The sequence below is a fragment of the Streptomyces sp. NPDC033177 genome (assembly GCF_055577715.1).
In genome coordinates, this window is record NZ_JBVIPS010000002.1 from 1,054,834 (window position 1) to 1,081,546 (window position 26,713).

At 69.5% G+C, this 26,713-nt stretch carries 24 protein-coding genes and 1 other RNA gene; 4 read left to right on the forward strand and 21 right to left on the reverse strand.

The window, feature by feature from the left end:
- Positions 1-33: 33 nt before the first annotated feature.
- The 5 genes from ACZ5U5_RS10785 to ACZ5U5_RS10805 form a co-directional block, all read right to left on the reverse strand.
- Positions 34-1,317 carry a putative T7SS-secreted protein gene (locus tag ACZ5U5_RS10785; RefSeq protein ID WP_469019112.1) on the reverse strand — a complete coding sequence of 428 codons (1,284 nt, stop codon included), beginning with the start codon at positions 1,315-1,317 and terminating at the stop codon, positions 34-36.
- A 54-nt stretch (positions 1,318-1,371) separates the two neighbouring features.
- Positions 1,372-1,674 (reverse strand): hypothetical protein, encoded by a 303-nt coding sequence (locus tag ACZ5U5_RS10790; RefSeq protein WP_469019114.1) that lies wholly within the window; start codon positions 1,672-1,674, stop codon positions 1,372-1,374.
- Positions 1,675-1,690: 16 nt separating this feature from the next.
- On the reverse strand, positions 1,691-2,590 hold the full coding sequence (locus ACZ5U5_RS10795; protein WP_469019117.1) for a hypothetical protein: 900 nt from the start codon (positions 2,588-2,590) through the stop codon (positions 1,691-1,693).
- 122 nt (positions 2,591-2,712) lie between these two features.
- Positions 2,713-3,372: a hypothetical protein gene (locus ACZ5U5_RS10800; RefSeq protein WP_469019119.1), complete on the reverse strand. Its 660-nt coding sequence runs from the start codon at positions 3,370-3,372 to the stop codon at positions 2,713-2,715.
- 299 nt (positions 3,373-3,671) lie between these two features.
- Positions 3,672-4,229, reverse strand: coding sequence for a MarR family winged helix-turn-helix transcriptional regulator (locus ACZ5U5_RS10805; protein WP_469019122.1), 558 nt, complete (start codon positions 4,227-4,229; stop codon positions 3,672-3,674).
- A gap of 138 nt (positions 4,230-4,367) precedes the next feature.
- Between ACZ5U5_RS10805 and ACZ5U5_RS10810 the strand changes: the two genes are divergently transcribed.
- Positions 4,368-5,387: an EamA family transporter gene (locus ACZ5U5_RS10810; RefSeq protein WP_469019125.1), complete on the forward strand. Its 1,020-nt coding sequence runs from the start codon at positions 4,368-4,370 to the stop codon at positions 5,385-5,387.
- Between the two features lie 90 nt (positions 5,388-5,477).
- Positions 5,478-6,128 (forward strand): NAD(P)-dependent oxidoreductase, encoded by a 651-nt coding sequence (locus ACZ5U5_RS10815; RefSeq protein WP_469019126.1) that lies wholly within the window; start codon positions 5,478-5,480, stop codon positions 6,126-6,128.
- A gap of 86 nt (positions 6,129-6,214) precedes the next feature.
- Here the strand turns inward: ACZ5U5_RS10815 and ACZ5U5_RS10820 are convergent, their stop codons facing one another.
- The 4 genes from ACZ5U5_RS10820 to ACZ5U5_RS10835 all read right to left on the reverse strand — a co-directional run bounded on the left by ACZ5U5_RS10820 (position 6,215) and on the right by ACZ5U5_RS10835 (position 11,724).
- Positions 6,215-7,468 carry an acyltransferase family protein gene (locus ACZ5U5_RS10820; protein WP_469019128.1) on the reverse strand — a complete coding sequence of 418 codons (1,254 nt, stop codon included), beginning with the start codon at positions 7,466-7,468 and terminating at the stop codon, positions 6,215-6,217.
- Positions 7,469-7,539: 71 nt separating this feature from the next.
- Positions 7,540-9,624, reverse strand: coding sequence for a polysaccharide deacetylase family protein (locus ACZ5U5_RS10825; protein ID WP_469019426.1), 2,085 nt, complete (start codon positions 9,622-9,624; stop codon positions 7,540-7,542).
- 188 nt (positions 9,625-9,812) lie between these two features.
- Positions 9,813-10,586: a hypothetical protein gene (locus tag ACZ5U5_RS10830; protein ID WP_469019130.1), complete on the reverse strand. Its 774-nt coding sequence runs from the start codon at positions 10,584-10,586 to the stop codon at positions 9,813-9,815.
- Positions 10,587-10,683: 97 nt separating this feature from the next.
- On the reverse strand, positions 10,684-11,724 hold the full coding sequence (locus ACZ5U5_RS10835) for a LysR family transcriptional regulator (protein ID WP_469019428.1): 1,041 nt from the start codon (positions 11,722-11,724) through the stop codon (positions 10,684-10,686).
- A gap of 127 nt (positions 11,725-11,851) precedes the next feature.
- On the opposite strand from ACZ5U5_RS10835, the gene ACZ5U5_RS10840 reads away from it, so the two are divergent.
- A complete protein-coding gene (locus ACZ5U5_RS10840) occupies positions 11,852-13,138 on the forward strand; it encodes an MFS transporter (protein ID WP_469019132.1) in 1,287 nt (428 codons plus the stop codon).
- Here the strand turns inward: ACZ5U5_RS10840 and dacB are convergent.
- The 8 genes from dacB to ftsE all read right to left on the reverse strand — a co-directional run bounded on the left by dacB (position 13,062) and on the right by ftsE (position 19,964).
- Entirely contained in the window at positions 13,062-14,654 is a 1,593-nt protein-coding gene (gene dacB / locus ACZ5U5_RS10845; RefSeq protein ID WP_469019133.1) for a D-alanyl-D-alanine carboxypeptidase/D-alanyl-D-alanine endopeptidase, read from the reverse strand. The genes ACZ5U5_RS10840 and dacB overlap by 77 nt on opposite strands.
- A gap of 107 nt (positions 14,655-14,761) precedes the next feature.
- Entirely contained in the window at positions 14,762-15,556 is a 795-nt protein-coding gene (locus ACZ5U5_RS10850) for a collagen-like domain-containing protein (protein ID WP_469019136.1), read from the reverse strand.
- Complete coding sequence (locus ACZ5U5_RS10855; RefSeq protein WP_469019139.1) at positions 15,553-15,825, reverse strand: hypothetical protein; 273 nt, start codon at positions 15,823-15,825, stop codon at positions 15,553-15,555. Before ACZ5U5_RS10855 ends, ACZ5U5_RS10850 begins: the two co-directional genes overlap by 4 nt.
- A gap of 181 nt (positions 15,826-16,006) precedes the next feature.
- Positions 16,007-16,395: a transfer-messenger RNA gene (gene ssrA / locus ACZ5U5_RS10860) on the reverse strand.
- 118 nt (positions 16,396-16,513) lie between these two features.
- A complete protein-coding gene (smpB, locus tag ACZ5U5_RS10865) occupies positions 16,514-17,035 on the reverse strand; it encodes an SsrA-binding protein SmpB (protein WP_363211502.1) in 522 nt (173 codons plus the stop codon).
- Positions 17,036-17,053: 18 nt separating this feature from the next.
- A complete protein-coding gene (locus ACZ5U5_RS10870) occupies positions 17,054-18,235 on the reverse strand; it encodes a S41 family peptidase (protein WP_469019142.1) in 1,182 nt (393 codons plus the stop codon).
- Between the two features lie 78 nt (positions 18,236-18,313).
- Positions 18,314-19,231, reverse strand: coding sequence for a permease-like cell division protein FtsX (gene ftsX, locus ACZ5U5_RS10875; protein ID WP_469019145.1), 918 nt, complete (start codon positions 19,229-19,231; stop codon positions 18,314-18,316).
- A gap of 43 nt (positions 19,232-19,274) precedes the next feature.
- Complete coding sequence (gene ftsE, locus ACZ5U5_RS10880; RefSeq protein ID WP_030788113.1) at positions 19,275-19,964, reverse strand: cell division ATP-binding protein FtsE; 690 nt, start codon at positions 19,962-19,964, stop codon at positions 19,275-19,277.
- A 240-nt stretch (positions 19,965-20,204) separates the two neighbouring features.
- Here ftsE and ACZ5U5_RS10885 point away from each other — a divergent pair, with 240 nt between their 5' ends.
- A complete protein-coding gene (locus ACZ5U5_RS10885; protein WP_160505338.1) occupies positions 20,205-20,396 on the forward strand; it encodes a hypothetical protein in 192 nt (63 codons plus the stop codon).
- Between the two features lie 116 nt (positions 20,397-20,512).
- Here the strand turns inward: ACZ5U5_RS10885 and ACZ5U5_RS10890 are convergent, their stop codons facing one another.
- The 4 genes from ACZ5U5_RS10890 to ACZ5U5_RS10905 all read right to left on the reverse strand — a co-directional run bounded on the left by ACZ5U5_RS10890 (position 20,513) and on the right by ACZ5U5_RS10905 (position 26,330).
- A complete protein-coding gene (locus tag ACZ5U5_RS10890) occupies positions 20,513-21,190 on the reverse strand; it encodes a hypothetical protein (protein ID WP_469019150.1) in 678 nt (225 codons plus the stop codon).
- Positions 21,191-21,461: 271 nt separating this feature from the next.
- Entirely contained in the window at positions 21,462-22,568 is a 1,107-nt protein-coding gene (gene prfB, locus ACZ5U5_RS10895; RefSeq protein WP_363211507.1) for a peptide chain release factor 2, read from the reverse strand.
- A 740-nt stretch (positions 22,569-23,308) separates the two neighbouring features.
- Positions 23,309-24,544, reverse strand: a complete 1,236-nt coding sequence (locus ACZ5U5_RS10900) for a serine/threonine-protein kinase (RefSeq protein ID WP_469019153.1) — start codon at positions 24,542-24,544, stop codon at positions 23,309-23,311.
- A 142-nt stretch (positions 24,545-24,686) separates the two neighbouring features.
- Positions 24,687-26,330, reverse strand: coding sequence for a serine/threonine-protein kinase (locus ACZ5U5_RS10905; RefSeq protein WP_469019155.1), 1,644 nt, complete (start codon positions 26,328-26,330; stop codon positions 24,687-24,689).
- Positions 26,331-26,713 lie beyond the last annotated feature (383 nt).

The window sequence follows — 26,713 nt, forward strand, 5'->3', positions numbered from 1 at the left end:
TCAGACCGACCTTCCGCTTCACCGGTTTGAACCTCACCATTGCGACCCGATCCCCGCGCCCGGCGCGGTCATGTCTCCCTTTGCGTTCACATAGGTACTGGACCACGCATCCCCGGCTCGGCCGCCGAGGTCGAGAGCGGTGCTCGCCCCCCAGTTGGACTGGGCGATGCCCTTCTGACGTCCGGCCTCTGCGGCGGCGCCGCTCAGCCCCTGGCTGTCCGGGTACCTGTCGCTCATACGCTTGATGTCCTTCACCTGCTCCGCCATGCGCTTGTCACCCAGGGCTTTGTACGTCTCCTTCTGCGTCACCTCGGGCATGGGCTCGTCGCGTGTCCTCGCACCCGCCGCCCGTCCCTGCTGGTTGTCCGCAACTCTGCGCAGCCGACCCAGTTGGCCACCACCCCGCGGGCCGACGGCTGCACGGTTCCTTCTCGCCTCCCGCTTCACCTGCCGCTCCGCGAGGTCCTTCGCGAGACCGCGGCCTTCCTTCTGCAACCCCTTGACGGCCTTGGCCGCCTTGATGCCGTTCCTCGCCATCTTGAACGCCGCGATATCGGTGACCACGTCGAACCAGCTGCCATTGCCTGTCAGGGCCTGAACGAGGTGAATGGCCATGACGATTCCGGTGAGAAATCCCGCGATGACACCGAGGCCCGGGAAGAAGATCGCGGCAAATGTGAGAAGGGTGGTGGCGTGGCTCAGCCACTCCGCGAGCGTCCCCAGCCAGTCCGCGTCACTTATCGACGCCTTGAAATCGTTCCACCAGCTGTCCTCCATGTCGTCGTCGATCGACGACCGGATCTTCCCGGCGTAGTGGCCCGCCTGCTCATCGTAGAAAGTGACGGCCGAGTTCAGCTTCGTCCGGGCTTCCTCAAGGTCTGCCTTGGCACGCTTGACGGCCGGGTCGTCGTCCGGCTCGTCCTTGCCGGCATCCTTGTCCGAGCCCTTGCCGGTGCCGTCCGGCTTGTGGTTGTCGATGATCCGCTGCGCGTCCTTCGCCTGGTCCAGAGCCCGGTCCGCTCTCTTCTGGGCGCTCTCCATGTCGTCCGCCCAGCCGCCGAGGTGGCCCTTCACCTCTCTGTAGCGGTCCTCGGCGAGGTCCAGCTTCCGGCCCAGGCCGCGTGCCTTCTCACCCAACTCGTCCGCGTACTTGCCCTTGAGTCCGTCGGAGTTCGCTATCGCTTCCATGTCCGCGGCCTGCGTGCGCAACTTCTTGGCGACTGCCTTCATGTGCTCGACCTCGCCGCGGAGCCCCTCGGGATCGCCGGGCACAGGATCGGCTTCGGTGAGCGGCGCCCAGTCAGCGGGCCTTGCCATGCGGATTCCCCCAGCGCGGAGTCAACGTCGATGTCCCGCCCGCGGGTGGGACGTTCACTTCTTACCTTTGCCCTTGCCGCCCTCGGACAGCTTGTCGTCAAGGTCCTTGAAGGCATTGCTGGTCTCCTTGACCATCTTCCCGACCTCCTCAACCTCGTCAACCAGCCGCTTGCGGTTTTTATCCCAGTTGTCTACAAAATCGCTCATGGCGCTTTGGACGCGGCTGTCTCCTACGAGCGCCCTGATGTCCTTCTTCCATCCTTCGAGTCCGTTGAACTCGTTTCGAATCTGCCCGAGTTGTTTGGCACTCCTAAACAGGAGGTCATAGTCGACCTGCAGATTCGAGTCTCTCGACATCGTCACTCCTGGGCGTTCAACGGTTGACGGCTTGAATCTCCTGCACGACGACGCCCTGCTCAGCCCCGAACGTGCCGGCGGGCAGGTCTCCACCCTCGCCGGTGGTGCTGGTCCAGCTGATCTTCCAGGTGAGGGTTGCCTGGAGGTTGTAGGAGTCGTCGCCGGAGGATCGCAGGTAATTCACACCGCATGGCGGCAAGGTGTCCGCGGGCGTGCCCTTGGCGCGGGGCTTGCCGATCTTGCCGTCCTCAATGGGGCAATCCCCAGAGGCGGGGTAGGTCTCGGCATCCTCTGTCCCTGGGTCGATCGAGAGGGACACGGGTTCAGCGGTCGTCGTCGCGGAAAGCCCCGAGCCCGGGATGCTCGCGGTGACGGAGACCTTCTTGAACTTCGCCTTGTCCAGCCAGACCCAGGTCGGAAGATTGACCTTCGTCGTTCCCTCGGGCGCCATCGTGATCTCGGTACTGGGCACGGGCAGTTCGTCGTAGGCGTACTCGGCGAGGATCTTGGGCGAGACTGCGAGCGGTTCCTTGGGGGTGTCGCCCGTGCGTACCCAGAAAGGCATCCTCTTGCAGGAGTTGGCCTCCGGGTCGTCCTTGCGCTTTTCGTTGATGGCCGCCGCCCAGAACTGCCCGTCGCCCTGCTTGTCGAGGTTGTAGTTCTTGTAGGGGCGGCCCTCCTTGAAGTACGAGTCGAACGCACCGCCCACGAAATCGCCGATCCCAAATGCCTTCATCTGCCGCATCGCCTTGACCGCGGCCTGGATCTGCTTCGGAGAATAAGCGGGCTCGTACCAGCAGGCCGGTGGATCCCAGTTGCTGTTGGCGGGCGTGAGGGAGCCCGTCTTCGCGGTTTCCTGAGCGCCGTTGACAGTCGTCTGAATCTTCGTCTCAACCTGGAGGTTCTGCTTCTGCACATCCCCCTTTACGCTGTTGCGGGCTGCACCCGGGTCCTTTCCGGTCGCGTACGCGACGGTTGTGGTTGCCACAGCGGTCAGAGCCAAGCCCGAAACCATCCAGGTGCGCAGCGGGGTTCGCCTCACGGCTGGCACCTCTTCGCACCTTCCTCGGAGACGCCGCCGGTCGACTGCCACACTCCCTGGGGGCTCTTCTCCATACGGTCGTTGTAGAAGACGTAATCACCAGCATCGGCTGGCGGCCGCTTGACCTCCCCGGTCTTGCGATTCTTGCTGTACGCCTTCGTCGCGTCGCCGCAGTACGTCACCGCCGCCGTGCCGCCCTTGAGGAAGGTGACCTCACGGTCGTAGTACCGGGTCACGCCGGTCCAGGTGGTACCGGCTTTGTAGAACGACTCGATGTACGAAGCTGAGTTAACGAGCCCTTCACCCTTCGAGTAGAACTTCAACGCAGGGTGATCCTTGGCGTCGACAGTGATGGCCTCGTCTACGGAGTTGAGCATCCGTTCGTGATCCGCCAGCACCGCATCCTTCTTCGCGTCACCCGTCTCGCCACCCTCGAAGACGTTCTTCACGCCCTTCGGCAGCTTGATCTCCGGCCGGTCGATCCCGTCGTCGGATGCCGTCGGAGACGGCGTCTCCTTCTTCTTGTCACCGGACTCGGCGCCCGCGATCTTGTCGTTCTCCTTGGAGTCGCCGTCTCCTCCTCCGCAAGCAGTCAGCGAAAGGACCGCCGCAGCAGTGAGGGTGGCCGCTGCGAGCAGGGTGGGTCGGCGATTCACGGTCAGCTCCTGGTGAGACGAGGGTTCTCTGGAGTGAACCAAGCTATCCATGAGGGAAGGGCGACGTCACGTCGAGTCTCGCGCCCGGCAGGACATAGGCGGGCATAGCGTCCGTACGACACTGCCGTTGGCGCATATTGATCGCTCAGCGCAGCTCGACACTCACCAACAGGCATGGGGCATGGCGCCCCTTCGACCTCTTCACCCTTTGAATCCGCGAAGTTGCCGAGCCCGTGACAGGGCAGGCGTGCCGCCAACCCAGCGGGCCGACCCATCAGACTCGACCACGCCCCCCGCGCTCACCCCAAATGCGTATCCCCCAACGAAACCAACAACCTCCGCAGCGCCCCGTCCAGCGCCCGGCGGTCACCCTCCGGCAAAGACCCCAGCATCCGCTCCTCGTTCGCCACGTGGTCCACCACCGCGCGGTCGACCAGCTCGCGGCCCGCCTCCGTCAGGCGGACGCGGATCGCGCGGCGGTCGGACGGGTCGGGGTGGCGTTCGATGAAGCCCTTGCGTTCCAGCTTGTCGAGGCGGTTGGTGATCGCGCCGGACGTCACCATGGCCGTCTTGATGAGGCCGCCCGCCGTCAGTTCGTGCGGGGCGCCGACCCTCCGCAGCGTGGCGAGGACGTCGAACTCCGCGAATTCCAGGCCGTGTTCGGCGAAGATCGGCTTCATTCCCTTGTTCAGCAGGTGGTGCGCACGCGTGATGCGGCCCACCAGGGCCATCGCGTCCAGGCCCGCCGCATCCATGTCCGGGCGCTCGCGGTGCCACTGGGCGCGCAGCTCGTCGATGGCGTCGGCGTCCCCCTCCGCAACAGCCGCCGCCGTCGGCGCCACCTCAGGGTCAGTCATGCCCGCGCTCCTCTCTCGGCAGGCCCACCCCCGTCAGATATCTCAATGTTCAGATACTTGACGTTCACGGACCCAGGGTTCATATTTATCTCAACGTTGAGAATAACAGCGTTCAGGGGATCCGAGGGGGAGCACACCATGTCCATCAGCAGCCCGCAGGCAGGCACGGCACGCATGGCAGACACGGCCGACACCGCAGGCTCGGCAGGCACGGCAGGCGCAGGCGGTGGCGCTCGCCGCGTGCACCGTCCTACCGGCCAGGACCGCCAGGACCGCCCCCGTTCAGCACCGCGAAACCGCGCATTCGCCGCCGCGGCCCTCGCCGCCATCGGCCCCGCCACCTGGGGCACCACCTACGTCACGACCACCGAACTCCTGCCCCCGGACCGCCCCTTGCTCGCCGCGGCCCTGCGCGCGCTGCCCGCCGGGCTCATCCTGCTCGCCCTCACCCGGCGGCTGCCCAGCGGTGACTGGTGGTGGAAGGCGGGCGTACTTGGGCTGCTCAACTTCGGGGCCTTCTTCCCTCTGCTGTTCTTCGGTGCCTACCACCTTCCCGGTGGCGTCGCCTCGACCGTCAGCGCCGTCATGCCGCTGCTCGTCGCCGGCTTCGGGGTCGGCGTTCTGAAGGTGCGGCCCACGCGTCGTACGTTGATCGCCGGGCTCGTGGGGGTCGTCGGCGTCGCGCTTCTCGTCCTGCGCGGCAGCGCCTCCGTAGACCTCGCGGGGATCGTGGCCATGCTGGCCGCCACCACGCTGATGGCCCTCGCCGTCGTACTCAGCAAGCGCTGGGGACGGCCCGAAGGTGTCTCCCTGCTCGCCCTCACCGGATGGCAACTCACCGCCGGTGGGCTCGTGCTGGCGCCCATCGCCCTCACCTTCGAAGGCCTCCCGGACCACTTCACCGGCGCCAACCTCGCCGGATACGCCTACCTCGGCATCATCGGCACCGCCATCGCCTATGCCCTGTGGTTCCGCGGCATCGAGCGGCTGCCCGCCTCGTCCGTGTCGTTCCTCGGACTCACCAACCCTGTCGTCGCCACCCTCGCCGGGCTGCTCCTCCTGGGTCAGACCCTCACCCTCTGGCAGGTCGGCGGGCTCGTACTCGTCGTGGCCAGCGTCCTGGTCGGGCAGGGCATCCGCCGCGGCCCGGCCAAGTAGCACCACACCCGTAATCCGCATCACGCCCCGCAAGCGCCCACCACCACCCGCCAGCACCCGCCAGCACCCGCAACCCAAGGAGCAGACCCCATGCGCATCACCGTCTTCGGAGCAGCCGGAAACGTCGGCAGCCGCGTCGTCACCGAAGCCCTCTCCCGCGGCCACGAAGTCACCGCCGTCGTCCGTGACCCCGCCCGCTTCGGCGAACTGCACCCCGCCGCCACCCACCGCGCCGGTGACGCCGGAGTCCCCGAGCACGTGACCGAGTTGAGCGCCGGGCAGGACCTCGTGGTGAACGCCACCAGACCCGCCCCCGGGCGGGAGAGCGAACACGCCGCCATCAGCAGGGCGTTGCTGGACGGCCTCGCCCGCGCCGGAGGCGGTGTACGGCTGTTGATCGTCGGTGGGGCGGGGAGTCTCACCGTGCCCGGCAGCGACGGCGTCCTCGCCATCGACGACCCCGTCTTCGTCCCCACCGCCTGGCGGCACATCGCCGAGGCCTCGAACGGGCAGTTCGACGCCGTCCGCACCGCCGACACCGAGGTCGACTGGACGTACGTGAGCCCCTCGGCCCTGCTGGAGCCGGGCGTCCGCACCGGCGCCTACCGGCTCGGCGCCGACGAACTGATCGTCGACGCCGAGGGCAACTCGTCCATCTCCATGGAGGACCTGGCGGTGGCGCTCCTGGACGAGGCCGAACGCCCCAAGCACCACCGCACCCGCTTCACCGTCGGCTACTGACCGCCGGCCATAACGCAGAGGGCCGACCACCAGACGTCCTGGTGGTCGGCCCTCTGCACACAGCGCGCAGCCGAGGAGCTTGAGCCTCAGCCCCGGTGCGAACCCGAACCGCCCCGCGAAGGCGCGGCCGAGCGGCGCGCCTTCGCCCCGTTGGGCCAAAGCCTGGGGCTCCGTTTTGCCGCGATGTCCTCGAGCCAGCCCACCGCCATCACCATCAGGCCGATCAGTGGCCAGACCAGGACCGTCATCCACAGCATGTACGTCGAGTCCAGCGCCGAGCTCCAGCGCTCGTCCTGCATGAACGGCAGGTCGTACGCCATGTCGATGAGCGGGACCGTGGCCATGATCAGGAGGTTGTGCCAGAGGTAGATCGTCACCGCTCGGTTGTTGGAGAGGGTGATGAGTTTGTCCCAGCTCTTCAGGCGGCCCGGCAGCTCCTGCCACGACGGCGAGTACTGGAACAGGATGACGACGAAGCCGAAGGACCACGCCGCCTGGGCCAGCGGGATGTCGTTCAGGTCCCAGCCGTCCGGGCCCAGATGGCCCGACGCCCACCACAGGCCGAACGCCATGATCAGCGTCGAGACGGACACCGCCACGTAGCGCGGGACCCGGGCGAGTACGCCCTCCTGGTGGGCCATGCCGAGGACCCAGCAGCTGCCGTACACCGTGAAGTCCGACACCGCGTTGCCCGTCTCGCCCGGGATCTTGACGATCTCCGTGGCCAGCACCGCCGTCAGGGCGAGGGGCGCGAACAGCGTGGCCCACGGAACCCTGCGGAACGCCCAGAGCAGGAGCGGCGACGCGATCACGAACCACAAGTACGCCCGGATGTACCAGAGCGGGCCCGCGGCCTGCGCCGGCCAGGTGTCCTCCAGGAGGCCCGCCTTGTCCCCGATGTGCCAGGGGAAGGGCGGGGCGCCGATCGGGAACACGTAGTTGAGCATGCTGACCAGGCCCCACGTGTCCCCGTGGTCCGGGTCCTTGGTGACGTTCCAGCCTCCGTAGAAGAGGAGGAACAGTGCCACCGCGCTGAATGCCCACATGGGTGGGAGGAGTCGGCGTATTCGGCCTCTGATCACGCCCCATGCCGGACGCTTCAGTGAGCGTGCCATCAGCGCGCCCGCCAGCGCGAACATCACGCCCATGGACGGGAAGAGGATCGTCAGCCAGGCCCAGCCGAACAGGTGGTAGATGACGACACGGACCAGGGCGAGCGAGCGCAGTACGTCGAAGTAGCGGTCCCTGCCCGGCTTCTTGGAGGCGGTGGGAATCGCCCCTGAAGCGGCAGGACCCACCGGCGTCACCCCCACCCCCGGAGCCCCCATACCCGGAGCCATCGGCGCATGATTCCTCAGCCCCGGCGGCGGCGGCGCCTGCGGCAGCGGTTGCGTGGGCTGCTGGGGATACGTCATGCGACGGGCCTCCGATCAGGGCTGCCCGTCCGCTGCTGCGGAATCGAGGGCGGAGTTCCAAGGACTCCCGTGCGCCGGAGCTTCTGCCAGCGCAGACGGCCTCCGGTCAGGGCGGTGATCCAGGACTGCAGCAGCACGACGTACATCAGCTGCCGGTAGAGGATCTGCTGCAGGGGCAGCGAGATCAGATGGGTCATGCGCTCGCGGTCGAGCCGGAAGGCGTAGGCGGCGCACACCGCCTGGACGGCGAGCACGCCGAGCCACGCGATGATCGTCTTCTGGGTGGGGCCGAAGACCAGGCCGTAGAGCAGGAACACGTCGATCAGGGGCGCCAGGAGGGGGGCCAGGACCATGAACAACGACACCAGTGGCATGCCCACGCGGCCGAAGCGACCCGACGGGCCGGACTCGATCACCGAGCGGCGGTGCTTCCAGATCGCCTGCATCGTGCCGTATGACCAGCGGTAGCGCTGCGACCACAGCTGCTGCACCGTCTCCGGCGCCTCGGTCCACGCGCGCGCCTTCTCGGCGTACACGACCCGCCAGCCGTCGCGGTGCATCGCCATCGTGATGTCGGTGTCCTCGGCGAGCGTGTCGTCGCTCATGCCGCCGACCCGCTCAAGTGCCGAGCGCCGGAAGGCTCCGACGGCGCCGGGGATGGTCGGCATGCAGCCGAGCATGTCGTACATCCGGCGGTCGAGGTTGAAGCCCATCACGTACTCGATGTGCTGCCAGGCGCCGATCAGCGAGTCCCTGTTGCCGACCTTCGCGTTGCCCGCGACGGCGCCCACGCGCGGGTCGCCGAACGGCTGCACCAGCTCGCGCACGGTCGACTGCTCGAAGACCGTGTCGCCGTCCATCATCACGATGAGGTCGTAACGGGCGTTGGCTATGCCGCGGTTGAGGGCGGCAGGTTTGCCCGCGTTCTGCTGGCGTACGACGCGTACGTTCGGCAGGCGCAGGCCCTCGACGATCAGCGCGGTGCCGTCCGACGAGCCGTCGTCGATGACGATGATCTCGATGGGATGGTCGCTCGTCATGAGGGAACGGACCGTCGCCTCGATGCACTTGGCCTCGTTGTAGGCGGGGACGAGGACGGATACCGGTTCGGTGATGTCCGGGCCCCAGCGGAAGCCCTTCTTGCGCACCTTGCGCGCGTGCACCGCGGAGAGCAGCAGCATCATGCCGAAGCGGAGCATGACCAGGGACCCGATGATGGCCAGGGCCACGACGAGTACGCCGGTGATCTTCTCCGAGGCTCCGACCAGGAAGACCCAGGCCTTGCCCTTCCACAGGTCGAGGCCGCTGACCGGCGCGTGCGCGCTGGGGGCGTCCAGGGCCTCGGTGAGGTTGGTGAACCGGTAGCCCTTGTCCTGCAGATCGGGCAGGAAGGTGTCGAGCGCGGCCACCGTCTGCGAGCGGTCGCCTCCGGAGTCGTGCATCAGGACGATGGCGCCGTCTCCGTTCTTGGGCGTGGCACGGCGGATGATCTCGGCGACGCCGGGGCGCTTCCAGTCCTCGCTGTCGGTGTTGTTGACGACGGTGAGGTAGCCGCGGCTGCCTATGTACTTCGTCACCGGCCAGGACTCGTTGTCCATGGCGTCGGAGAAGGAGGAGTACGGGGGGCGGAAGAGGGACGTACGGACGCCGGCCGCGCCCGCGAGGGCGAGCTGGTTCTGCGAGAGCTCCCAGTCGATGCGGCTCGTGGACTGGTACGACAGGTCGGGGTGGTTGAACGTGTGCAGGCCGACCTCGTGGCCCTCGTCCACCATGCGCTCGACGAGGTCGGGGTAGCGCGAGGCCATCGTGCCGGTGACGAAGAAGACGCCGTGCGCGTCGTGCTTCTTCAGTACGTCGAGGACCTTGGGGGTCCACTCCGGGTCCGGGCCGTCGTCGAAGGTCAGCACGAGCCGGTGGCGGGGGACGCTCAGCGTCTCCTCGTGGCCGCCACGGGTGTCGATGACCGGGCCGCCGTCCTCGAGGACCTTCTTCGGGACCTGGTCGGTGGCCGCGGGCGGGCGCACGCGGTGGTCGGCGAGGATCTCGCTGTGGGTGTAGCCGCGCAGCATGAGCATCGCCATCAGGGCGACCAGGAGGAGCAGCGGCAGGAGGTAGCGGAGCGGGATCCTGCGCCGCTTGGCGGTGCGGGTGGGCTGTGCGCGGCGTCGGCCGCCGCCACCGCCGCCGCGGGGCTGGGCGGCGCGAGCGTTCCGGGGTTGGGCGTGACTGTGCCGGGAGCCGGCTGACCGGCCCCTCTTGGTGCGGGTGTTCATAGCTGTGCGCCCTCCGAGGGCTGCTGGCCGGCGCCTCGCGGGGACAGGTGACCGATCGCCTGGGCGCTCTGCGGGGACTGCTGATCGGCGGCTTGCTGCACCGCGGGGACTTCGCCGCCGCCTCCGGACGCGCCGGGCGGGGTCTCGGTCGACGGGTCCGGGTCCGGCGTGGTGGGGTCGTCGGTCGGATCCGGGTCCGGGTCCGGCTTCGTGGGGTCGTCGGTCGGGTCGGGGTCCCCGCCGTCGCCCGTGGGGTCGGGGTCGGGCTTGCCGTCACCCGTGGGGTCGGGGTCGGGTGTGTCGCCCGGCTTGGTCTTGCCGTCGTCCGGCGCGGACGGGTCGTCCGCATCCTCGTCGCCGGTCGCGGGAGCGGTGCTGCCGCTCTCCGACGCGCCGGGCGACGGGGTGTCGCCGGGTGAGGCCGAGGGGTCGAGGGAGTCGGCCGGGCGGTCGGGTGTGTCCACCTTGCTCGCCGGCTTCTCGTCCTTGGGGTCGATCGGGAGCCAGGGCGCGCTGGAGTTGCCCGAGAACAGGGTGGCCACGATGATCACCGCGTAGACGGCGCAGGCCATGCCGATGAACACGCCTATCCGGCGGTACCTCCGGCTGCGGCGGCCCGTCTCGTCGACGAAAACCGGCCCGTCTGGCCCGTCCTGATCGCTCTCGGCCGCAAGCTCCGACAGCTGCCGGCCCACCCCGTCGATCTGAACGGTGACCTCGTTCGGATCATGGGTGTGTTCCGGTAGGGCATCTTCTCGCCAATTCTCCATGCGTACGCACAACCCCCCACATAACCTGACTCGGGCGCGCACGACTCCGGACACTTGCCGTCGGACCGGGCCCCCACCCGATCCGAGCGCCCCCCTATCACACCGCGCCCGGACCATGAATGTAGCGCACGGCGGTGTCAGTCGTACTAATCCGCCGGTCCGGGCTCATCATGATGAGTGCATCTGTGGCCGGAACCCACCCGCCTTCGGGCCTTCGCAGCCACCCCTCGGCGGCGGCGAGCTCGGCCGCCGCCGCGCGCAGCGCGTCGACACCCGGGTGCGCGAGCCCCTTCCGCCACACCAGGGACACGGGCGACAGCGGTACGGGGTCGGTCAAGGGCCGCAGGACGGACTCGGGCATGGCCGGAAAGTCCACCACGGTGAGGACGGGGGTGCGGTTCTTGGCCATGATCCGTCCGAACTCCTCGGGGCCCACGGCCAGGGGCGCGGGCGCCGCCACCTCGATCCCGCGTCCCTCGAAAAGGCGATGCGCCAGGTCGGTCCACTCCAGCGTCCGGGGGTTTCCGGCCCCCGCGTACACGCTCTCCCCCGCGAGCGCGCCGAGCGGCACCGCGTCGAAATCAGCCAAGGGGTGGCCGAGCGGCAGCAGCACAGCCATCGGATCGTACCGCACGGGCTGCTGCGAGAGCCGCGCCCGCAGCGCGGGTTCGAGCCCGGCGTAACGCCCGAAGGAGACGTCGAGCCGCCCCGCGATGATCTCGGCCGCTGCCCCGGTGAGCCCGCTCTCGAAGCGGGCCATCAGCTCGCAGTCCGGGGCGATCTCGCGGGCCCGCTCCAGGACGCGCCCGGAGATGAGACCCGGGCTGTTCAGGTCCACGAGCAGCGGGCGGGCCGCGCCGCCGGCCCCCGTGCCGCGCGCGAAGGCCGCCGTCAGGTCCTCCTGCGCCTCGATGACGCGCCGCGCGTACGGCAGCAGCCGCTCCCCCTCGGCGGTCAGCGTGACCTGCCGTGTCGTCCGCACGAACAGCTCGGCCCCCAACTCCCGCTCCAGACGCCGCACATCACGGCTCAGCGCCTGCTGGGCGACGTACAGCCGGGCGGCGGCCCGCGTGAAGTGCAGCTCTTCGGAGACGGTCAGGAAGGCGCGCAGGAGGCGGGGTTCCACGTCGCGGGGCAGACCGCGCCCGGGGCCACGGGGTATGCGGGGTTCTGCTGTCACCCGCGGGAACTTACAACAGGAGTGCGTGAGTAGGGCCCCAGAAGGTGTTGGACCTCACAACGGCGCCCCGGCGAGGGTGATCCCCATGCCGCCCGCCGAACCCCACGCACCCCGCCGGCCGCGTGCACTCCGTGCACCCCGCCGCAATCCCTACGCCCGTCTCTTCCGGATACCCGGAGCCACCGCCTTCACCATCGGCAACCTCATCGCCCGCCTGCCCATGGGCATGTTCAGCGTGAGCGCCGTCATCATGATCGCCGGGACCCGCGGCTCGTACGCCCTCGCCGGCGCCGTCACCGCGACGGGACTCGCCGCGACCGCCGTCGTGGCCCCCTGGACGGCGCGCCTCATCGACCGGTACGGCCAGGCGCGGATCGCCGTCCCGGCCACCGCGGTCGCCGCGCTCGGCTCGCTCGCGCTGCTGCTGTGCGTGCGTTACGGAGCGCCCGACTGGACCCTGTTCGCGGCATACGCCGCGACGGCCACCACGCCCAACACGGGCGGCATGTCCCGGGCCCGCTGGGCCCACCTCCTCAAGGACGACGAGCGGGCCGTGCACACCGCCAACTCCTTCGAGCAGGCCGCGGACGAGCTGTGCTTCATGCTCGGCCCCGTCCTCGCCGCCTTCCTGTGCGGTGTGCTCTTCCCGGAGGCGGGCACCCTCATCGGGGTCGTGCTGCTCCTGACCGGCGTTCTGCTCTTCGCCGCCCAGCGTTCGACGGAACCGCCGCCCCGGGGACGTACGACCGCCAAGGAGAAATCGCCCCTCCACGCGCGCGGGATGCCCGCCCTGCTCGCCGCCTTCCTCGCCACGGGCGCCGTCTTCGGCTCGATGGAGGTCGTGACGATCGCGTACGCCGACGCGGAGGGCCACAAGGCCGCCGCGGGCGCGGTCCTCGCTCTCCAGGCCGCGGGCTCCTGCGCGGCGGGCCTCCTCTACGGGACGGTCAAGCCGAGCGGGCCCGCCAACCGCCGGCACATCCTGTGCGCCGTGGCGATGGCGGCCCTGATGACGCTGCCGCTGCTCGCCGCCACGCTCACCGGCTCCCTCCTTGTGCTCGCCGGGGCTCTCCTTGTCGCCGGTATGGCGACGGCCCCGACGATGGTCACCGGCATGTACCTGATCCAACAGCGCACCCCCGAGGGCCGGTTGAACGAGGGCATGACCCTCGCCGTCACCGGACTCCTCGGGGGCATCGCCTGCGGTTCGGCCTCCGGCGGCTGGGTGGTGGAGCACCTCGGCGCCGCCCAGGGCTACGCGGTCCCGGTCGCCGCCGCGTGCTGCGCGCTGCTGCTCAGCATCGCGCAGGCTTGCGCCACGAGCACTCCAGGTCCCCGCCCGGCTCGGCCCCACGCTCCGAGCGCGGCCTGACGAGTACGGCCTTGTCCTCGGTCGACTTGGCGAGCGTCACGACGATCGCGTCCTCCAGGGCCTTCACTGAAGAGGGCAGGTAGTTGTTGAGGATGATGCTGAACACCAGCTCACGCCCGCCCGCGTCCTTCACGTACCCCGAAAGAGCGGACGCCCCGGTCAACGACCCTGTCTTCGCCCGTACGTTGAGGGCCGCCGGAGTCCCGCACATCCGTGTGCGCAGAGTGCCGCCGACGAACTTGTCCGGGTCGCAGGCCACCGGGAGCGACTTGTACCAGTCGGCGTACCAGGGCTCGCCCTTCGCCGAGAGCAGCAGCTTGATCAGCTGGTCGGCGGGGACGTTGGTCTTGCGCGAGAGCCCGGAGCCGTCGGCCTGGCGGAGCTTGCCGGGGTCGACGTCGGCCGTCTTCAAGTAGGCGCCGATCGCCGCGAGTCCGTCCGGCCAGCTGCCGGGCCGCCCGGTCGCCTCGTACCCCATCGTCTTCGTGAGGTTCTCCGCGTGCATGTTGTTGGAGAGCTTCATGAAGGGGATCATCAGCTCGCTGAGCGGCATGGAGTCGTGCGACGCGAGCTGCCGTGCGCCCTTGGCGGTGGCGATCCCGGCCTTCGTCGGGCCGCTCACCCGCACCCCGTGCGCCTTCAGCGCGTCCCGGAAGATCGCGGCCGCGTAGCCGGTCGGTTCCCAGACAGCGATCCACTCCTTGGTGGCGGAGCCGCCCACGGGGACGGTGCCGGTGACCGTGATGGTGTTGGTGCCGTGCTCACGCTCGATGGTGAGCGTGTCCTCGCCGCCCGCCGCGACGGTCTTCGCGCTGATGTCGACGTCCACGTAGTCCGTCTTCGGGGTCAACGTCACCTTCGGCCTGTCCCCGGCCTTCGCTCCGGGTGTGGCCTCGACGACGACCGTCCCGGTGTCGTAGTCGGTGTCCGGGGCGACGCTCAGCGCGGAGATCTGGGCGGCGTAGTACGCGAATTCGTCGTCGGCGGCCCAGGTGTCGCCGACACGCTTGTCGTCGAACCGGGTGTCGTCCGCGACCAGGCGCCCCGAGACCCGCCGGACGCCCGAATCGGCGATCTTCGCGGCGAGTTGCTCGTAGTCCTTGGCGAGCGTCGTCGGGTCGCCGGTGCCGCGCAGATACAGGTCACCGTCGAGCACGCGGCCGTTCCGCTTGCCGTCGGTGAGCACGTCGGTGGTGAAGCGGTGGTCGGGGCCGAGCCGCTCCATGGCCGCGGCGGACGTCAGGAGCTTGGTGTTGGAGGCAGGCATCAGGCGCCCGCTGGGCAGGTGTTGGTAGAGCACGTCACCGGAGGCGGCATCGGCGACGACGACGCTCGCCGCGCCGCCCTCCATCCGGGGATCGCCGAGGATGGTGTCGATGGCTTCGGGCAGGCCGCTGCGGTCGGAGTCCGCCCCGGCGGGCGAGCTGACGGAGAGGGTGGCCGCCGCGACGCCGAGCACGGCGGGCCAGATCCAGTGGCGCATACGGGCGTTGACGCGTCTCACGGGTCTACTCATGACCCAGGAGCATCCCCGACTCGGGCCCCCCGCGACAGCCCCCACTCCGGCCACGTACGCCACGGGGGTGGCCACCGGAGCCGACCACCGCATGAGCGCCCCCGCCCTCAGTCCGGTGCGTACGGCGTGCGGCGGCAGCGGGGCAGCAGGGAGGCCAGGAGCAGCACGGCGGGGGCGGGGTCGGCGGGGGTCACGCCCGCGCGTCGGCAGACCAGGGCGTCGGGGTCACCCGGTGACTGCTGGAGGCTGTAGCCGTCGGGGCAGGCGTCGCCCGTCTCGCCCTTGGGCCCACGCTCACCGCGCGGCCCTGCGGGTCCCGCGGGGCCTTCGGGACCCGAGGCACCGCCCGCGCCGTCGGAACCGTTGGCTCCGTCGGCACCGTCAGCGCCGTTGGAGCCCGGGGGCCCCACCGCCCCCGCCGGTCCTTCCGGGCCTCGTTCGCCGTCCGCGCCGTCCGCGCCGTCGGCCCCTGCCGGGCCGGGCTCGCCGGGCTCTCCCGCCTCGCCGGGTTCTCCCGCCTCGCCCTGGCCGCCCTGCCGGCCGCCCTCTCCCGGCGTCCCCTTCTCGCCCTGTTTGCCGTCCTCGCCCTGTGAGCCGGTGGCGCCGGGCGACCCCGGCACCCGCGCCCGGGACAGCAGGTCGTCGACGGCGTCGGCGGGGTCGGGCGCGGCAGGGGTGTCACCGTGCGAGCGGACCTGCGCGCGCAGGGTCCGTACGTCGCGGGCCAGGGTGGACACGGCCTCACCGCGCCGGTCGGCCTCGGCGGCGAGCCCGTCGGCACGCCGGTCACCGGCGTCGATGCGGGCCCAGAGCAGCGCCGCGACGCCGCAGAGCGCGACGAGCACACAGACGAGGAACACGGTGCGCCAACGACGGGCCAGCAGTCGCTCGAGCTGGATCACGGAGTGCCTCCGAGCCGTTGGTTGTCGATGAGCAGCCGGGCGATCTCGCTCTGGTCATGGACGTGCAGAGCGTTCAACTCGGCGAGTTTCGTGTCGCGTTCGGCGACCTGCCGCTCCAGCCGGTCACGCTCGGTCTGGAGTCTCTCCGTGAGGCTGGAGTAGCCGAGGAGCGCGTTCTCACCGCGCTTGCCGAGATAGGCCACCACTGCCGCACCGAGAACCCCCAGGCTGGCGAAAATGGAGCCTAAAAGAGTGACGGTGGCATCCAAGCGACTGCCTCCTGCACTTGCGTACTCGGCCGGGATTCTGTGCCGCCCGGCCGTTGTGGGAACCTGCACTCGGCTGCAGTAACGAGTCACATGCCCAGAGGATGTGCCCGGACGGTGCATGCCCCGCACACGGAAAAAGCCCCCCGGCCACTGGCCGGAGGGCTTCAACCTCACATGGGAATTGTGGAGATGGCGGGAATCGAACCCGCGTCCAACGGTGCAAAAGGAGGGCTTCTCCGAGCGCAGTTCGCTACGATTTTCTCGGCCCCGGAGATCTCGCGAACAAGTCTCCGACGGGCCCAGTCACTGTTTGATTTCCCATCGAATCCCGTGACCGGACTCGATGGTTTAGTTCCCTAGATTATGCCAGGATCCGGGTCGGGAACACTCCCGGGCTGACACCCATTAAGGGTCCTTCACTCACTGCTTATTAGGCAGCGAGGGCGAAGGACTGGGAATCGCTCTTGTTATTGGCGATTATTGGTTGCGACATATGGTTTACGAGATCATTGTCGCTTCCTCGGCTCGCTTCCCCTGCTTCGACATCCGCTGTCGAAACCGATCATCCCCATGTTTTTTTATCAATCCACGCCCCGGCTGTGCGGGGCAGTGCCCATCGTACGTGACCAACACCCGACGGGGCCAGCCAATTCCCGCGTGGCCCCTCAGGACCCACGGGACCCGGCGGTCAGGCGCTGCGCTGACGCCGCTTGACGTCCGCGACGGCGCGGTTCGTCTCACGCAGGTCCTGCTTCTCCTTGAGCGTCTGACGCTTGTCGTACTCCTTCTTGCCCTTGGCAAGGGCGATCTCGACCTTGACCCGGCTGTCCTTGAAGTACAGGGCCAGGGGCACGATCGTGTGACCCGTCTCCTGCGACTTCGACTCCAGCTTGTCGATCTCCGCACGGTGCAGCAGGAGCTTGCGCTTCCGCGTGGCCGAGTGGTTGGTCCAGGTGCCCTGCACGTACTCCGGGACGTGGATGTTGTGCAGCCACGCCTCGCCGTTGTCGATGTGCACGAAGCCGTCCACCAGGGAGGCCCTGCCCATCCGCAGCGACTTGACCTCGGTGCCCATCAGCACCAGGCCGCACTCGTACGTGTCCAGGATGTGGTAGTCGTGCCGCGCCTTCTTGTTCTGCGCCACGATCTTCTTGCTGGGGGCCTTCTCGGCGGCCTTCGCGGCCTTGCGCTTTACCTTTTCCTTCGCCATAGTGCGGCCATTTTCGCACTACGAGGGGGGTCCGAGGCCAGTCAATACTGTCTCGGCCCGCGTCTCGGCGCCGTCCTCGACCTCCAGATCCGGTGTGATGCCCCGGCCGTCGACCGCCTGCCCCGAAGGAGTGCGGTAGTGCCCGACCGTCAGCTCGGCGACCGAACCGTCGGGCAGCCGGCTCGGCATCTGGACCGACCCCTTGCCGAAGGTCTTCGAGCCCACCACGACCGCACGGCCACGGTCCTGCAGGGCGCCCGTGAGCAGCTCGGCCGCGCTCATCGTGCCGCCGTCGACCAGCGCGACCACCGGTCTGGTGGTGTCGCCGCCGCGCTCGGCGTGCAGGGCCTTCTGCCGGCCGCGTACGTCGTACGTCGCCACCAGGCCGCCGTCCACGAGACCTGAGGCCGCGGTGACCGCCTCCGAGACCAGGCCCCCGGAGTTGCCCCGCAGGTCCAGCAGGATGCCGGCGCCCTTGGGGGCGTCACGCACCGCCGACCGCACGCGTTCGCCCGCGCCCTTGGTGAAGGCCTCGACCTTGATCATGACCGCGCCGCCCGCGAGCTGCGTGACCGTGACGGAGTCCGTGGAGAGGCGGGCCCGGTGCAGGGTCTCGCTCCACGCGCGCGTGCCCCGTTTCAGGCCGAGCTCGACGGGGGTCCCGGCGCGGGCACCGCGCAGCAGGGAGACGACCTCGGTGACGGGGCGCCCCGCCACGCGCTTGCCGTCGATGCTGCGGAGCTGGTCGCCCTCGCGGATGCCGGCCTGCTGGGCGGGGCCGCCGCGCTGGACCCGGGAAACCTCGATGCGGCCGTCCTGAGCGCGCCTGGCCCAGAGCCCGACGCCGGTGTACGCGCCGTCGAGGGCCTGCTCGAACTCCTGGTACTCCCCGGGGGAGTAGACCGATCCCCAGCGGTCACCGCTGCGGCTGACGGCTTCCTCCGCGGCCTTCTTGCCGGACTTGCCGTCGGCCATCGCCTCGGCCGCGGCGTCGGCCGCCTCGTCGGCGGTGCCCCCGGACGAGACGACGGAACGGGAGGACGGGGCAGGCGACTTCTGGCCTTCACCGGACGCCTCGCTCCAGGATCCGGTGGCCGCACCGGTGGCGAGCACGCTCGCGAACACCAATGTCAGGGTCGCCCCGCGGCGTATACGGCGGGGCCGGGAGAGCAGTTCACAGAACCGGTCGGGGCCTGACATGCCGGTGAGTCTAGGACAACGAAGGGCGCTGTACGGCCGGTTGAACCGTACGGCGCCCTTCGGAACAGGCGGGTTTTGTCACACCTTCAGATACTTGCGCAACGCGAAGAACGCGGCGAGCGCGGGCATCAGGAGGCCGATGGCGAGCACCAGGGGCAGCTTGGCGAGGACCGCGTCCCACCCGATGAAGTCGATCAGATTCAGCTTCTCGGAGAGCGCGAGGCCGTGGTCGATGAGGAAGTACCGGCCCACAAGGAGCATGCCGCAGGCGACACCGCCACCGATGAGACCGGCGACGGCCGCCTCCATGATGAACGGCATCTGGATGTAGAAGCTGGACGCGCCGACGAGCCGCATGATGCCGGTTTCACGTCTCCGGCTGAACGCCGATACACGCACGGTGTTGACGATCAGCATCAGCGCGACGACGAGCATCAGCGCCATCACCGCGAGGGCCGCCCAGTTCATGCCGTTCAGGAGCTCGAAGAGGTTGTCCAGATAGCCCTTCTGGTCCTGCACGGACTGCACGCCGTCACGTCCGGAGAAGGCGGTCGCCACGACCTGGTACTTCTCCGGGTCCTTCAGCTTGACGCGGTACGACTCCTGCATCTGGTCCGGCGTGAGGGAGCTGGACAGCGGGGAGTCGCCGAACTGCTCCTTGTAGTGCTTGTACGCCTCGTCGGACGACTCGTAGGTGACCGTGTCCACGACGGGCATCTTCTTCAGGTCGAGCTTGACCTGTTCCTTCTGCTCGTTCGTGACCGCGCCCTTGGCGCACTTCGGGTCCTGTTCGGCGTCGGCCTTGTTGCACAGGAAGATCGAGACGTTGACCTTGTCGTACCAGTAGCCCTTCATCGTGCTCACCTGGTCACGCATGAGCAGCGAGCCGCCGAACAGGGCGAGCGAGAGGGCCACGGAGACGATGACCGCGAAGGTCATCGTGAGATTCCGGCGGAGACCGACGCCGATCTCCGACAGGACGAACTGGGCGCGCATGGCTCCCTTTCAGTGGATCAGTGCGGTGGAACAGTACGGATCGTCAGTGCTGGTAGCCGTAGACGCCGCGCGACTGGTCGCGGACGAGACGGCCCTTCTCCAGCTCGATGACCCGCTTGCGCATCTGGTCCACGATCTGCTGGTCGTGGGTCGCCATGACGACGGTCGTGCCGGTCCGGTTGATCCGGTCGAGCAACTTCATGATGCCGACCGAGGTCTGCGGGTCGAGGTTGCCGGTCGGCTCGTCCGCGATGAGGAGCTTCGGCCGGTTGACGAAGGCGCGCGCGATCGCCACCCGCTGCTGCTCACCACCGGAGAGCTCGCCGGGCATCCGGTCCTCCTTGCCGCCGAGACCGACGAGGTCTAGGACCTGGGGCACGGACTTGCGGATCTCGCCACGGGACTTGCCGATGACTTCCTGCGCGAAGGCGACGTTCTCACCGACGGTCTTGTTCGGAAGGAGCCGGAAGTCCTGGAAGACGGTGCCCAACTGGCGCCGCATGTGCGGCACCTTGAAGTTGGAGAGGCGCGCGAGGTCCTTGCCCAGGACGTGCACCTGGCCGTGACTGGTGCGCTCCTCGCGCAGGACAAGACGCAGGAAGGTGGACTTTCCGGAGCCGGAGGAGCCCACCAGGAAGACGAACTCGCCCTTCTCGATCTCCAGAGAGACATCCCGGAGGGCGGGCCGGGTCTGCTTGGGGTAGGCCTTGGAGACGTTGTCGAATCGGATCACGGATGCACCACGGGTCGCCGGGGGTAGGTGAGCGTGACCATACGCGAAGGCGGTACGCGAGCGCAGTCAGCGTCCTGAGTTGCGCGAATTGTCGCGGATATACCACGGAACGTAACAGTCTGAAACCGACGAGGACGGGCGGGCCGCGCCGAAATTCGTGGAAGCTGGCACAGTGGTAGGGGGAACGGTTGGGTTCCCTCTAGCGTTGGGCAGGCTGTAACTGTGCGGGAGGAGAAGCGCATGACCCATGACAGGTTGGTGTGCGCGAACTGCGCGGGGCCCGTGAGTGAAGGCCGCTGCCCCGTCTGCCGGGCAAGCCGCGAGCGCCTGCAGCAGGAGGGACCGTTCGGCGGTCTCAGTCCTGCGGCCCTGATAGGGGTGCTCGTCGTGCTGATCGCGGCGGTGGCCCTGCTGGCGCACCAGACCGCTTAGCGCGCCCCGAGGCGCGCGCCAGGACACACCAGAAGGGCCCGGAGCTGGCTGCTCCGGGCCCTTCTGTCATGTCATGCGCCGCGCACGTTCCCGTACGCGGATGCCGTCGCCCTGGATCAGGCGGCCGCGCCGCGGTTGCCGACGAAGCGCGGCAGGATGCGGAAGCCGATGCCGCCGGCGATCATCGTCGCGGCGCCGATCAGCAGGAACGTGGTCTCGGCGGCACCCGTCTCGGCGAGCTCGCCCTTGTCGGCCTTGTCACCCTGCTCGACCGGGGTGGAACCCGTGTCGGTCAGGCTGTCCTTGCCCTTGCCCTGCTCGACGGGGTTGGAGCCGCCGTCGGGGTCGTTGTCGTTGCCACCGGTGCCGTTGCCGCCGCCGGTGCCGTTGCCGTTACCGGGGTCGCTGGGGTCCTCGGTGGGCGTACCCGGGTCCGTCGGGTCCTCGGTGGGCTCCGTGGGCTCCTCGGTGGGCTCCGTGGGCTCCTCGGTGGGCTCGGTCGGCTCCTCCGTGGGCTCGGTCGGGTCCGGGTCCTCGGTGGGCTCGGTCGGGTCCGGGTCCTCGGGGATGCCCGTCGGCTCGGTGGGCCCAGCGGTCGGCTCGTCGTCGTCCTCGCCGATGCCGACGTCGACGCCGATGCCGTTCTCGTCGGCGCTGGCGCTGGCGCTCGCGCCGCCGAGGTCGACACCTACGTCGAGGGCCGAGGCGGCGCCGGCGGCGGTCAGCGAAGCACCTGCGGCGATCACCGCGCCGGCCGCTATGCGTGCTACGCGGATCCGCGTCTTCTTGGTCATCTGGCTGCTACCCCCAGTAGCTGAATCGTCAGTGAGGCAGCGTCCGGGACTGCGTTCGTCGGGAGCGCTGCTATCCGCCCCCACAGATCACACGCGCCCCAGAGATACGCATGCCGCTCGCTAGCCTTTCCAGTTTCCCCAGACACGTCAAGGTCGTTGCGTACGCGATGTCTGAAATAGCAGCAGTTGACCGGCCTACGGAGATGTGACTGTGACGTAAAAGGCAACTGCCGCCTCATGGGCGGCAGTTGCCTTGTCGATAAAGCGGCGCTTACTTCTCCTGCTGCTTGCGCCAGCGAATTCCGGCCTCAAGGAAACCGTCGATCTCGCCGTTGAACACGGACTCGGGGTTGCCCACTTCGCACTCCGTGCGCAGGTCCTTGACCATTTGGTACGGGTGCAGGACGTACGAACGCATCTGGTTGCCCCAGGAGTTGCCGCCGTCCCCCTTGAGGGCATTCATCTTCGCCTGCTCCTCCTGGCGGCGGCGCTCGAGGAGCTTGGCCTGGAGGACGTTCATGGCGCTCGCCTTGTTCTGGATCTGGGAGCGCTCGTTCTGACAGGAGACGACGATGCCGGTGGGGATGTGCGTCAGGCGGACCGCGGAGTCCGTCGTGTTGACGCCCTGGCCGCCGGGGCCCGACGAGCGGTAGACGTCGATGCGCAGCTCGGACTCGTCGATCTCGATGTGGTCGGTCTGCTCGACCACCGGCAGGATCTCGACTCCGGCGAAGGAGGTCTGGCGGCGCCCCTGGTTGTCGAAGGGCGAGATGCGGACGAGGCGGTGCGTGCCCTGCTCGACCGAGAGCGTCCCGTACGCGTACGGGACCTGGACGGCGAAGGTGGTCGACTTGATGCCGGCCTCTTCCGCGTACGAGGTTTCGTAGAGCTCCGTCTTGTAGCCGTGGCGCTCGGCCCAGCGGAGGTACATGCGCTGCAGCTTCTCGGCGAAGTCGGAGGCGTCGACGCCGCCGGCCTCGGCGCGGATGGTGACGAGTGCCTCGCGGGCGTCGTACTCGCCGGAGAGGAGGGTGCGGACTTCCATTTCGTCCAGCGCCTTCTTGACGGCCGTGAGCTCGGTCTCGGCCTCGGCCCGGGTGTCCGGGTCGTCCTCCTCCTCTGCCATCTCGAAGAGCACGCTGAGGTCGTCGATACGCCCGCGCAGGGCCTCGGCCTTCCGTACCTCCGCCTGGAGGTGGCTCAGCTTGCTGGTGATCTTCTGTGCCGCATCCGGGTCGTCCCACAGGGACGGCGCGGCCGCCTGCTCCTCGAGCACGGCGATGTCTGCCCTCAGCTTGTCGAGGTCCAGGACGGCCTCGATCGACTCCATGGTCGAGGAGAGGGACTTGAGCTCTTCGGATACATCGACGACTGCCACGGGACCAGCCTAACGGCTGCACGCAAGCGGTCGGGCCCCCCGGCCTGGGGGTGGCTCTCTCCTTGCCCCGGGGCCCACCCCTCGGGCCCCGGCCGGTGGCCGCCCCCGCTCGGCGGTACGCCTGCCGTCTGGCGGGTGCGGAGGACCCCCGCTCCGGTGGCACGCCTGCCGTCTGGCGGGTGCGGAGGCCCTCCGCTCGGCGGCACGCCTGCCCTCCGGCGGGCGGCTGGGGTCGGTCTGGGCCGCCGCTTCGCGCCGGATCTTTCCCGCCCACCCACCCGATCACCCCGCAGTCGCCCCGGTACCCAGGGGCTTGGGTGGGTGGACGGGGGGGGCTCCGGGGCCGTCACGCGGGTACCGAGGTCTCCGCGGTGATCGGGTGGGCGGGACACCCCGGGCCGCTGGCGCCGGTACCGATGTGGTGCCGGGTGATCGGGTCGGTGGGAGACCCCGGGCCCACACACGCCCGTACCGATGTGATGCCGGGAGATCGGGTCGGTGGGAGACCCCGGGCCCACACACGCCAGTACCGATGTGATGCCGGGTGATCGGGTCGGTGGGAGACCCCGGGCCCACACACGCCCGGACCGATGTGATGCCGGGTGATCGGGTCGGTGGGAGGCCCCGGGCCCGCACACGCCAGTACCGATGTGGTGCCGGGTGATCGGGTGGGTGGGTGGGAGACATCCGGCGCGGAGCGGCGGATCAGGGGAGCCCCCCCCGCAGGGGGGCGTAGAGAGTTAGGGCGCCGAAGGTGCGGAGTTCTTTGTGTCCTGGGGGGTGCCGTCCGCGTTGTCGCTGTTCGTGGCCGCCCAGGTGCCGATGCCCGCGGCTGCCACCAGGACCGCTCCCGCCACGCCCAGCGTGATCCTGCGGCGGCGGGCGGAGGAGCGGTGGCGGGCCGAGCCGGGGCGGGCCGCGCCGGACGCGCGAGGGGCGCGGGCCGTGCCACGGGCGCCCCCGGCGAGCTCGTCCGGGCCCGGGACGCGCATGGAGGTGTGGGTGTCGCGGTTCGAGTCGGGGGACGAACCGGGGACGAGGGGGACCGCTCCGCGCCGGGGGGTGACGGCGGACGGCTCCGGTGCCGGGTCCTCCTCCGCCTCTTCCGGAAGCGGCTCCGTGTCCGGCTCGTCCACGTCCAGCGGCGGCATCCCCGCCACCAGGGACTGCAGCTCCCGCAGCCGCGCCGCCAGCTCCGAGGCGCGCAGCCGGGACGCCGGGGCCTTCGCCAGGCACTGGACCATCAGCTGCCAGAGTTCGTCCGGGATGCCGGGGAGGGGGACGACCGTTTCTGTCACGTGGCGGCGCAGGACCGCTCCGGGGTGGCCGCCCCCGAAGGGGGTGAAGCCCGCGAGCAGCTCGTACAGGACGGTGGCGAGGGCGTAGATGTCGACTGCCGCGCGCGGGGGCAGGCCCTCGATGATCTCGGGGGCGAGGTAGTCCGGCGTACCGATGATCTTCGTCGCGCGGGTCCTGCGCGGGGAGTCGATCAGCTTGGCGACGCCGAAGTCCGTCAGCAGGGCGGGATGCGAGCCACCGGGGCCCAGCGGACCCTGCATGTCGAGCAGGACGTTCTCCGGCTTCACGTCACGGTGCACGATCCCCGCCGCGTGCGCCGCCGCGAGGCCGTCCGCCACGTCCGCCACGATCGCCACCGCGGCCTCGGGGGCGAGGCGGCGCTCACGGTCGAGGCGGGTCCGCAGGTCCGTGCCCCGGACGAGGTCCATGACCAGGGCGAGGTCGTTCCCGTCGACCACCAGGTCGTGGACGCCCACCACGCGCGCGTGGTCGAGGCTGAGCAGGGCCGTGCGCTCCTGGACGAAGCGGCCGACCAGCTCCTGGTCGGACGCCAGGTCCTCGCGCAGCAGCTTGATGGCGACGGGACCCTCGGGTCCCTCACCGAGCCACACCGTGCCGGCGCTGCCCCGACCAAGGATCTGGTGGGCGGTGTACCGGCTGCCGATCTTGCGTGCCAAGACTGCTCCTACGGATGCGTGTTGGCGACAAAACTACGCGGCCTCGACGCCAACCTTCACTCCAGGAGCAGAAATCACCCCGCAGGTGTCGACAAATCCCCAGAGTCGGGAGGGGATTCGCCCACCGCTGTCCGCCGGGCGGCTACTTGCCGCCCAGTTTGCCCATCCAGCCGGAGACCGTGTCGTACCAGTCCGTCAGCTGTTCCCAGTAGCCCTTCGTCGTGCCGATCCACTCCTGGAGCGGGCTCAGCTCCCAGACGAGCCAGCTCGCCACGAAGAGGATGATGAGCGTGAAGAGGCATCCCTTGAGACAGCCGAGACCCGGGATCTTCATGCGGTTCGGGTTCGAGCCGCGCTGCCTGGGCTCACGCGGCGGCCGGCCCGCGGGCGGCTGCTGGGGCGGCGTCTGCTGCGGCGGCGCGTACTGCTGACGCTGCGGCTGCTGGGGCTGCTGCGGCTGGGGCGCGTACTGCTGACGCTGGTGCTGCGGCGCGTACTGCTGGGGACGCTGCTGCGGCTGCGGCTGCTGCACCTGGCGCTGGGGACGCCGGCGGCGCAGCGGGTCGTCGTTCGGGTCCAGGTACTGGACCTGCGTCTGGTCGTTGCGGTCGCGGGCCGCCCGCATCTGGTTCTGCCAGGGGTGCGGGTCGTTCGGGTCGGCGCCCGGCTGGTTCGGCGGTACCGGCGGCATGACGGCCGTCGGGTCGGCGGCGCCGCGGCTGCCGGAAGGAAGCACCGACGTGGGGTCCGCGTCCCCGGAGCCGGTGTTCTGCATGACGCTCGTCGCCGCGTTCGGGTCGTACGAGCCGGCGTTGTGCGGAAGCGCCTGGGTCGGGTCGGCCGCTCCGGCCGTCCCCGGCACCATGGCGGGGTCCGGGTCCGGCATCAGGAGGGCGCCCACGCCCTCGGCCGCGGCGATCTGCGCGCTGGACGCGTGCACGCCCACGCCGTCCGCCACGGCCCGCAGGCCGCGCGCGAGGTTCTCGGCGCTGGGGCGGTGGTCGGGGTTCTTGCTGAGGCACCGCTCTATGACCGTCCACAGCGGGTCCGGGACCGTGGAGGGGCGGCGCGGTTCGGCGCTCAGGTGCTGGTGCAGGACCTCGAGGGCCGAGCCGCCGCCGAACGGCGGGCGTCCGGTGACGAGCTCGTACAGGAGGATGCCCGCGCCGTAGATGTCGACCGCGCTGGTCTGCGGGCGGCCCTCGGCGGACTCGGGCGCCACGTACGCGGGCGTGCCGACGAACTCGTGGGTGCGGGTCAGGCCCGGGGAGTCGGCCAGGCGCGCGATGCCGAAGTCGGTGAGCATCGGGTGCATCGCACCGTCGGGGTCCTGCTTGAGCAGGACGTTCGCGGGCTTCAGGTCCCGGTGCACGACCCCGTCCGCGTGACTCGCGGCGAGGGCGTCGGCGATCTGGGCCGTCATGAGGGCCGCCGCGACCGGCGTGAACGGGCCGTTCTCACGGAGGTAGCGGTGCAGGTCGGGGCCCTCCACCAAGTCCATGACGAGGGCCAGGAGCTCTCCCTCGACGACCAGGTCACGGGTCCGCACGATGTTCGGGTGCGTGAGCCTGAGCAGGACGGATCGCTCGCGGAGGAACCGCATCACGATGTCCGCGTCGTTGGCGAGCTCCTCCTTCAGGACCTTGATCGCGACGGTCTCGCCGGGCTGGCCGGCAACAGCCGCCTCGGCACCCGCGGTCTCACGCTGGCGGGCTCGCCAGACGGTGCCCGTGGCGCCGCGCCCGAGCGGCTCCTCGAGCAGGTACTTGCTGCCTACCGGCCGCACGTCATGCTCCCTGCTGATCTGCTGATCTCGCTGGTGTGTCCGGACCCGGCTACCCGCCGGAAGATGTTCCGACCCACTGTAATGCCGCCGAACGGGGCACCAGCCGGTCACATTCCGCCCCGGCCGCCGGGTGACCGGATAGCTGTTCGGTGGAAAGACGCCTCATGGGTGCCGTTGGTTGCCGAATGGCGTCGAATTGACCTTCGTCACGAAGGGATGACCGGTGATCGCATCGGTCCAAGCAGGCACTTTTCCGAGCAGAGCCGACCAATCAAGATCACTTACGGGTGGCCGCCGGGCGTGTTGTCAGTGGCAGGTGCGAGGATGCTTCTCTGTTACTGGCCGACGTGGCCGTGTGCGGTGGGGGGAATCACAGCGCGAGT

What these genes read in the sequence shown, in the direction of transcription:
- ACZ5U5_RS10840 (WP_469019132.1), top strand. Translation starts at nt 11,852, where the DNA reads ATGCCGCCCGCCGAACCCCACGCACCCCGCCGGCCGCGTGCACTCCGT.
- ACZ5U5_RS10885 (WP_160505338.1), top strand. Translation starts at nt 20,205, where the DNA reads ATGACCCATGACAGGTTGGTGTGCGCGAACTGCGCGGGGCCCGTGAGT.
- ACZ5U5_RS10790 (WP_469019114.1), bottom strand. Translation starts at nt 1,674, where the DNA reads ATGTCGAGAGACTCGAATCTGCAGGTCGACTATGACCTCCTGTTTAGG.
- ACZ5U5_RS10825 (WP_469019426.1), bottom strand. Translation starts at nt 9,624, where the DNA reads ATGGCGATGCTCATGCTGCGCGGCTACACCCACAGCGAGATCCTCGCC.
- ACZ5U5_RS10785 (WP_469019112.1), bottom strand. Translation starts at nt 1,317, where the DNA reads ATGGCAAGGCCCGCTGACTGGGCGCCGCTCACCGAAGCCGATCCTGTG.
- ACZ5U5_RS10870 (WP_469019142.1), bottom strand. Translation starts at nt 18,235, where the DNA reads ATGTCAGGCCCCGACCGGTTCTGTGAACTGCTCTCCCGGCCCCGCCGT.
- ACZ5U5_RS10810 (WP_469019125.1), top strand. Translation starts at nt 4,368, where the DNA reads ATGTCCATCAGCAGCCCGCAGGCAGGCACGGCACGCATGGCAGACACG.
- ACZ5U5_RS10890 (WP_469019150.1), bottom strand. Translation starts at nt 21,190, where the DNA reads ATGACCAAGAAGACGCGGATCCGCGTAGCACGCATAGCGGCCGGCGCG.
- ACZ5U5_RS10815 (WP_469019126.1), top strand. Translation starts at nt 5,478, where the DNA reads ATGCGCATCACCGTCTTCGGAGCAGCCGGAAACGTCGGCAGCCGCGTC.
- ACZ5U5_RS10820 (WP_469019128.1), bottom strand. Translation starts at nt 7,468, where the DNA reads ATGGCTCCGGGTATGGGGGCTCCGGGGGTGGGGGTGACGCCGGTGGGT.
- dacB (WP_469019133.1), bottom strand. Translation starts at nt 14,654, where the DNA reads ATGAGTAGACCCGTGAGACGCGTCAACGCCCGTATGCGCCACTGGATC.
- ftsX (WP_469019145.1), bottom strand. Translation starts at nt 19,231, where the DNA reads ATGCGCGCCCAGTTCGTCCTGTCGGAGATCGGCGTCGGTCTCCGCCGG.
- ACZ5U5_RS10805 (WP_469019122.1), bottom strand. Translation starts at nt 4,229, where the DNA reads ATGACTGACCCTGAGGTGGCGCCGACGGCGGCGGCTGTTGCGGAGGGG.
- smpB (WP_363211502.1), bottom strand. Translation starts at nt 17,035, where the DNA reads ATGGCGAAGGAAAAGGTAAAGCGCAAGGCCGCGAAGGCCGCCGAGAAG.
- ACZ5U5_RS10830 (WP_469019130.1), bottom strand. Translation starts at nt 10,586, where the DNA reads ATGGAGAATTGGCGAGAAGATGCCCTACCGGAACACACCCATGATCCG.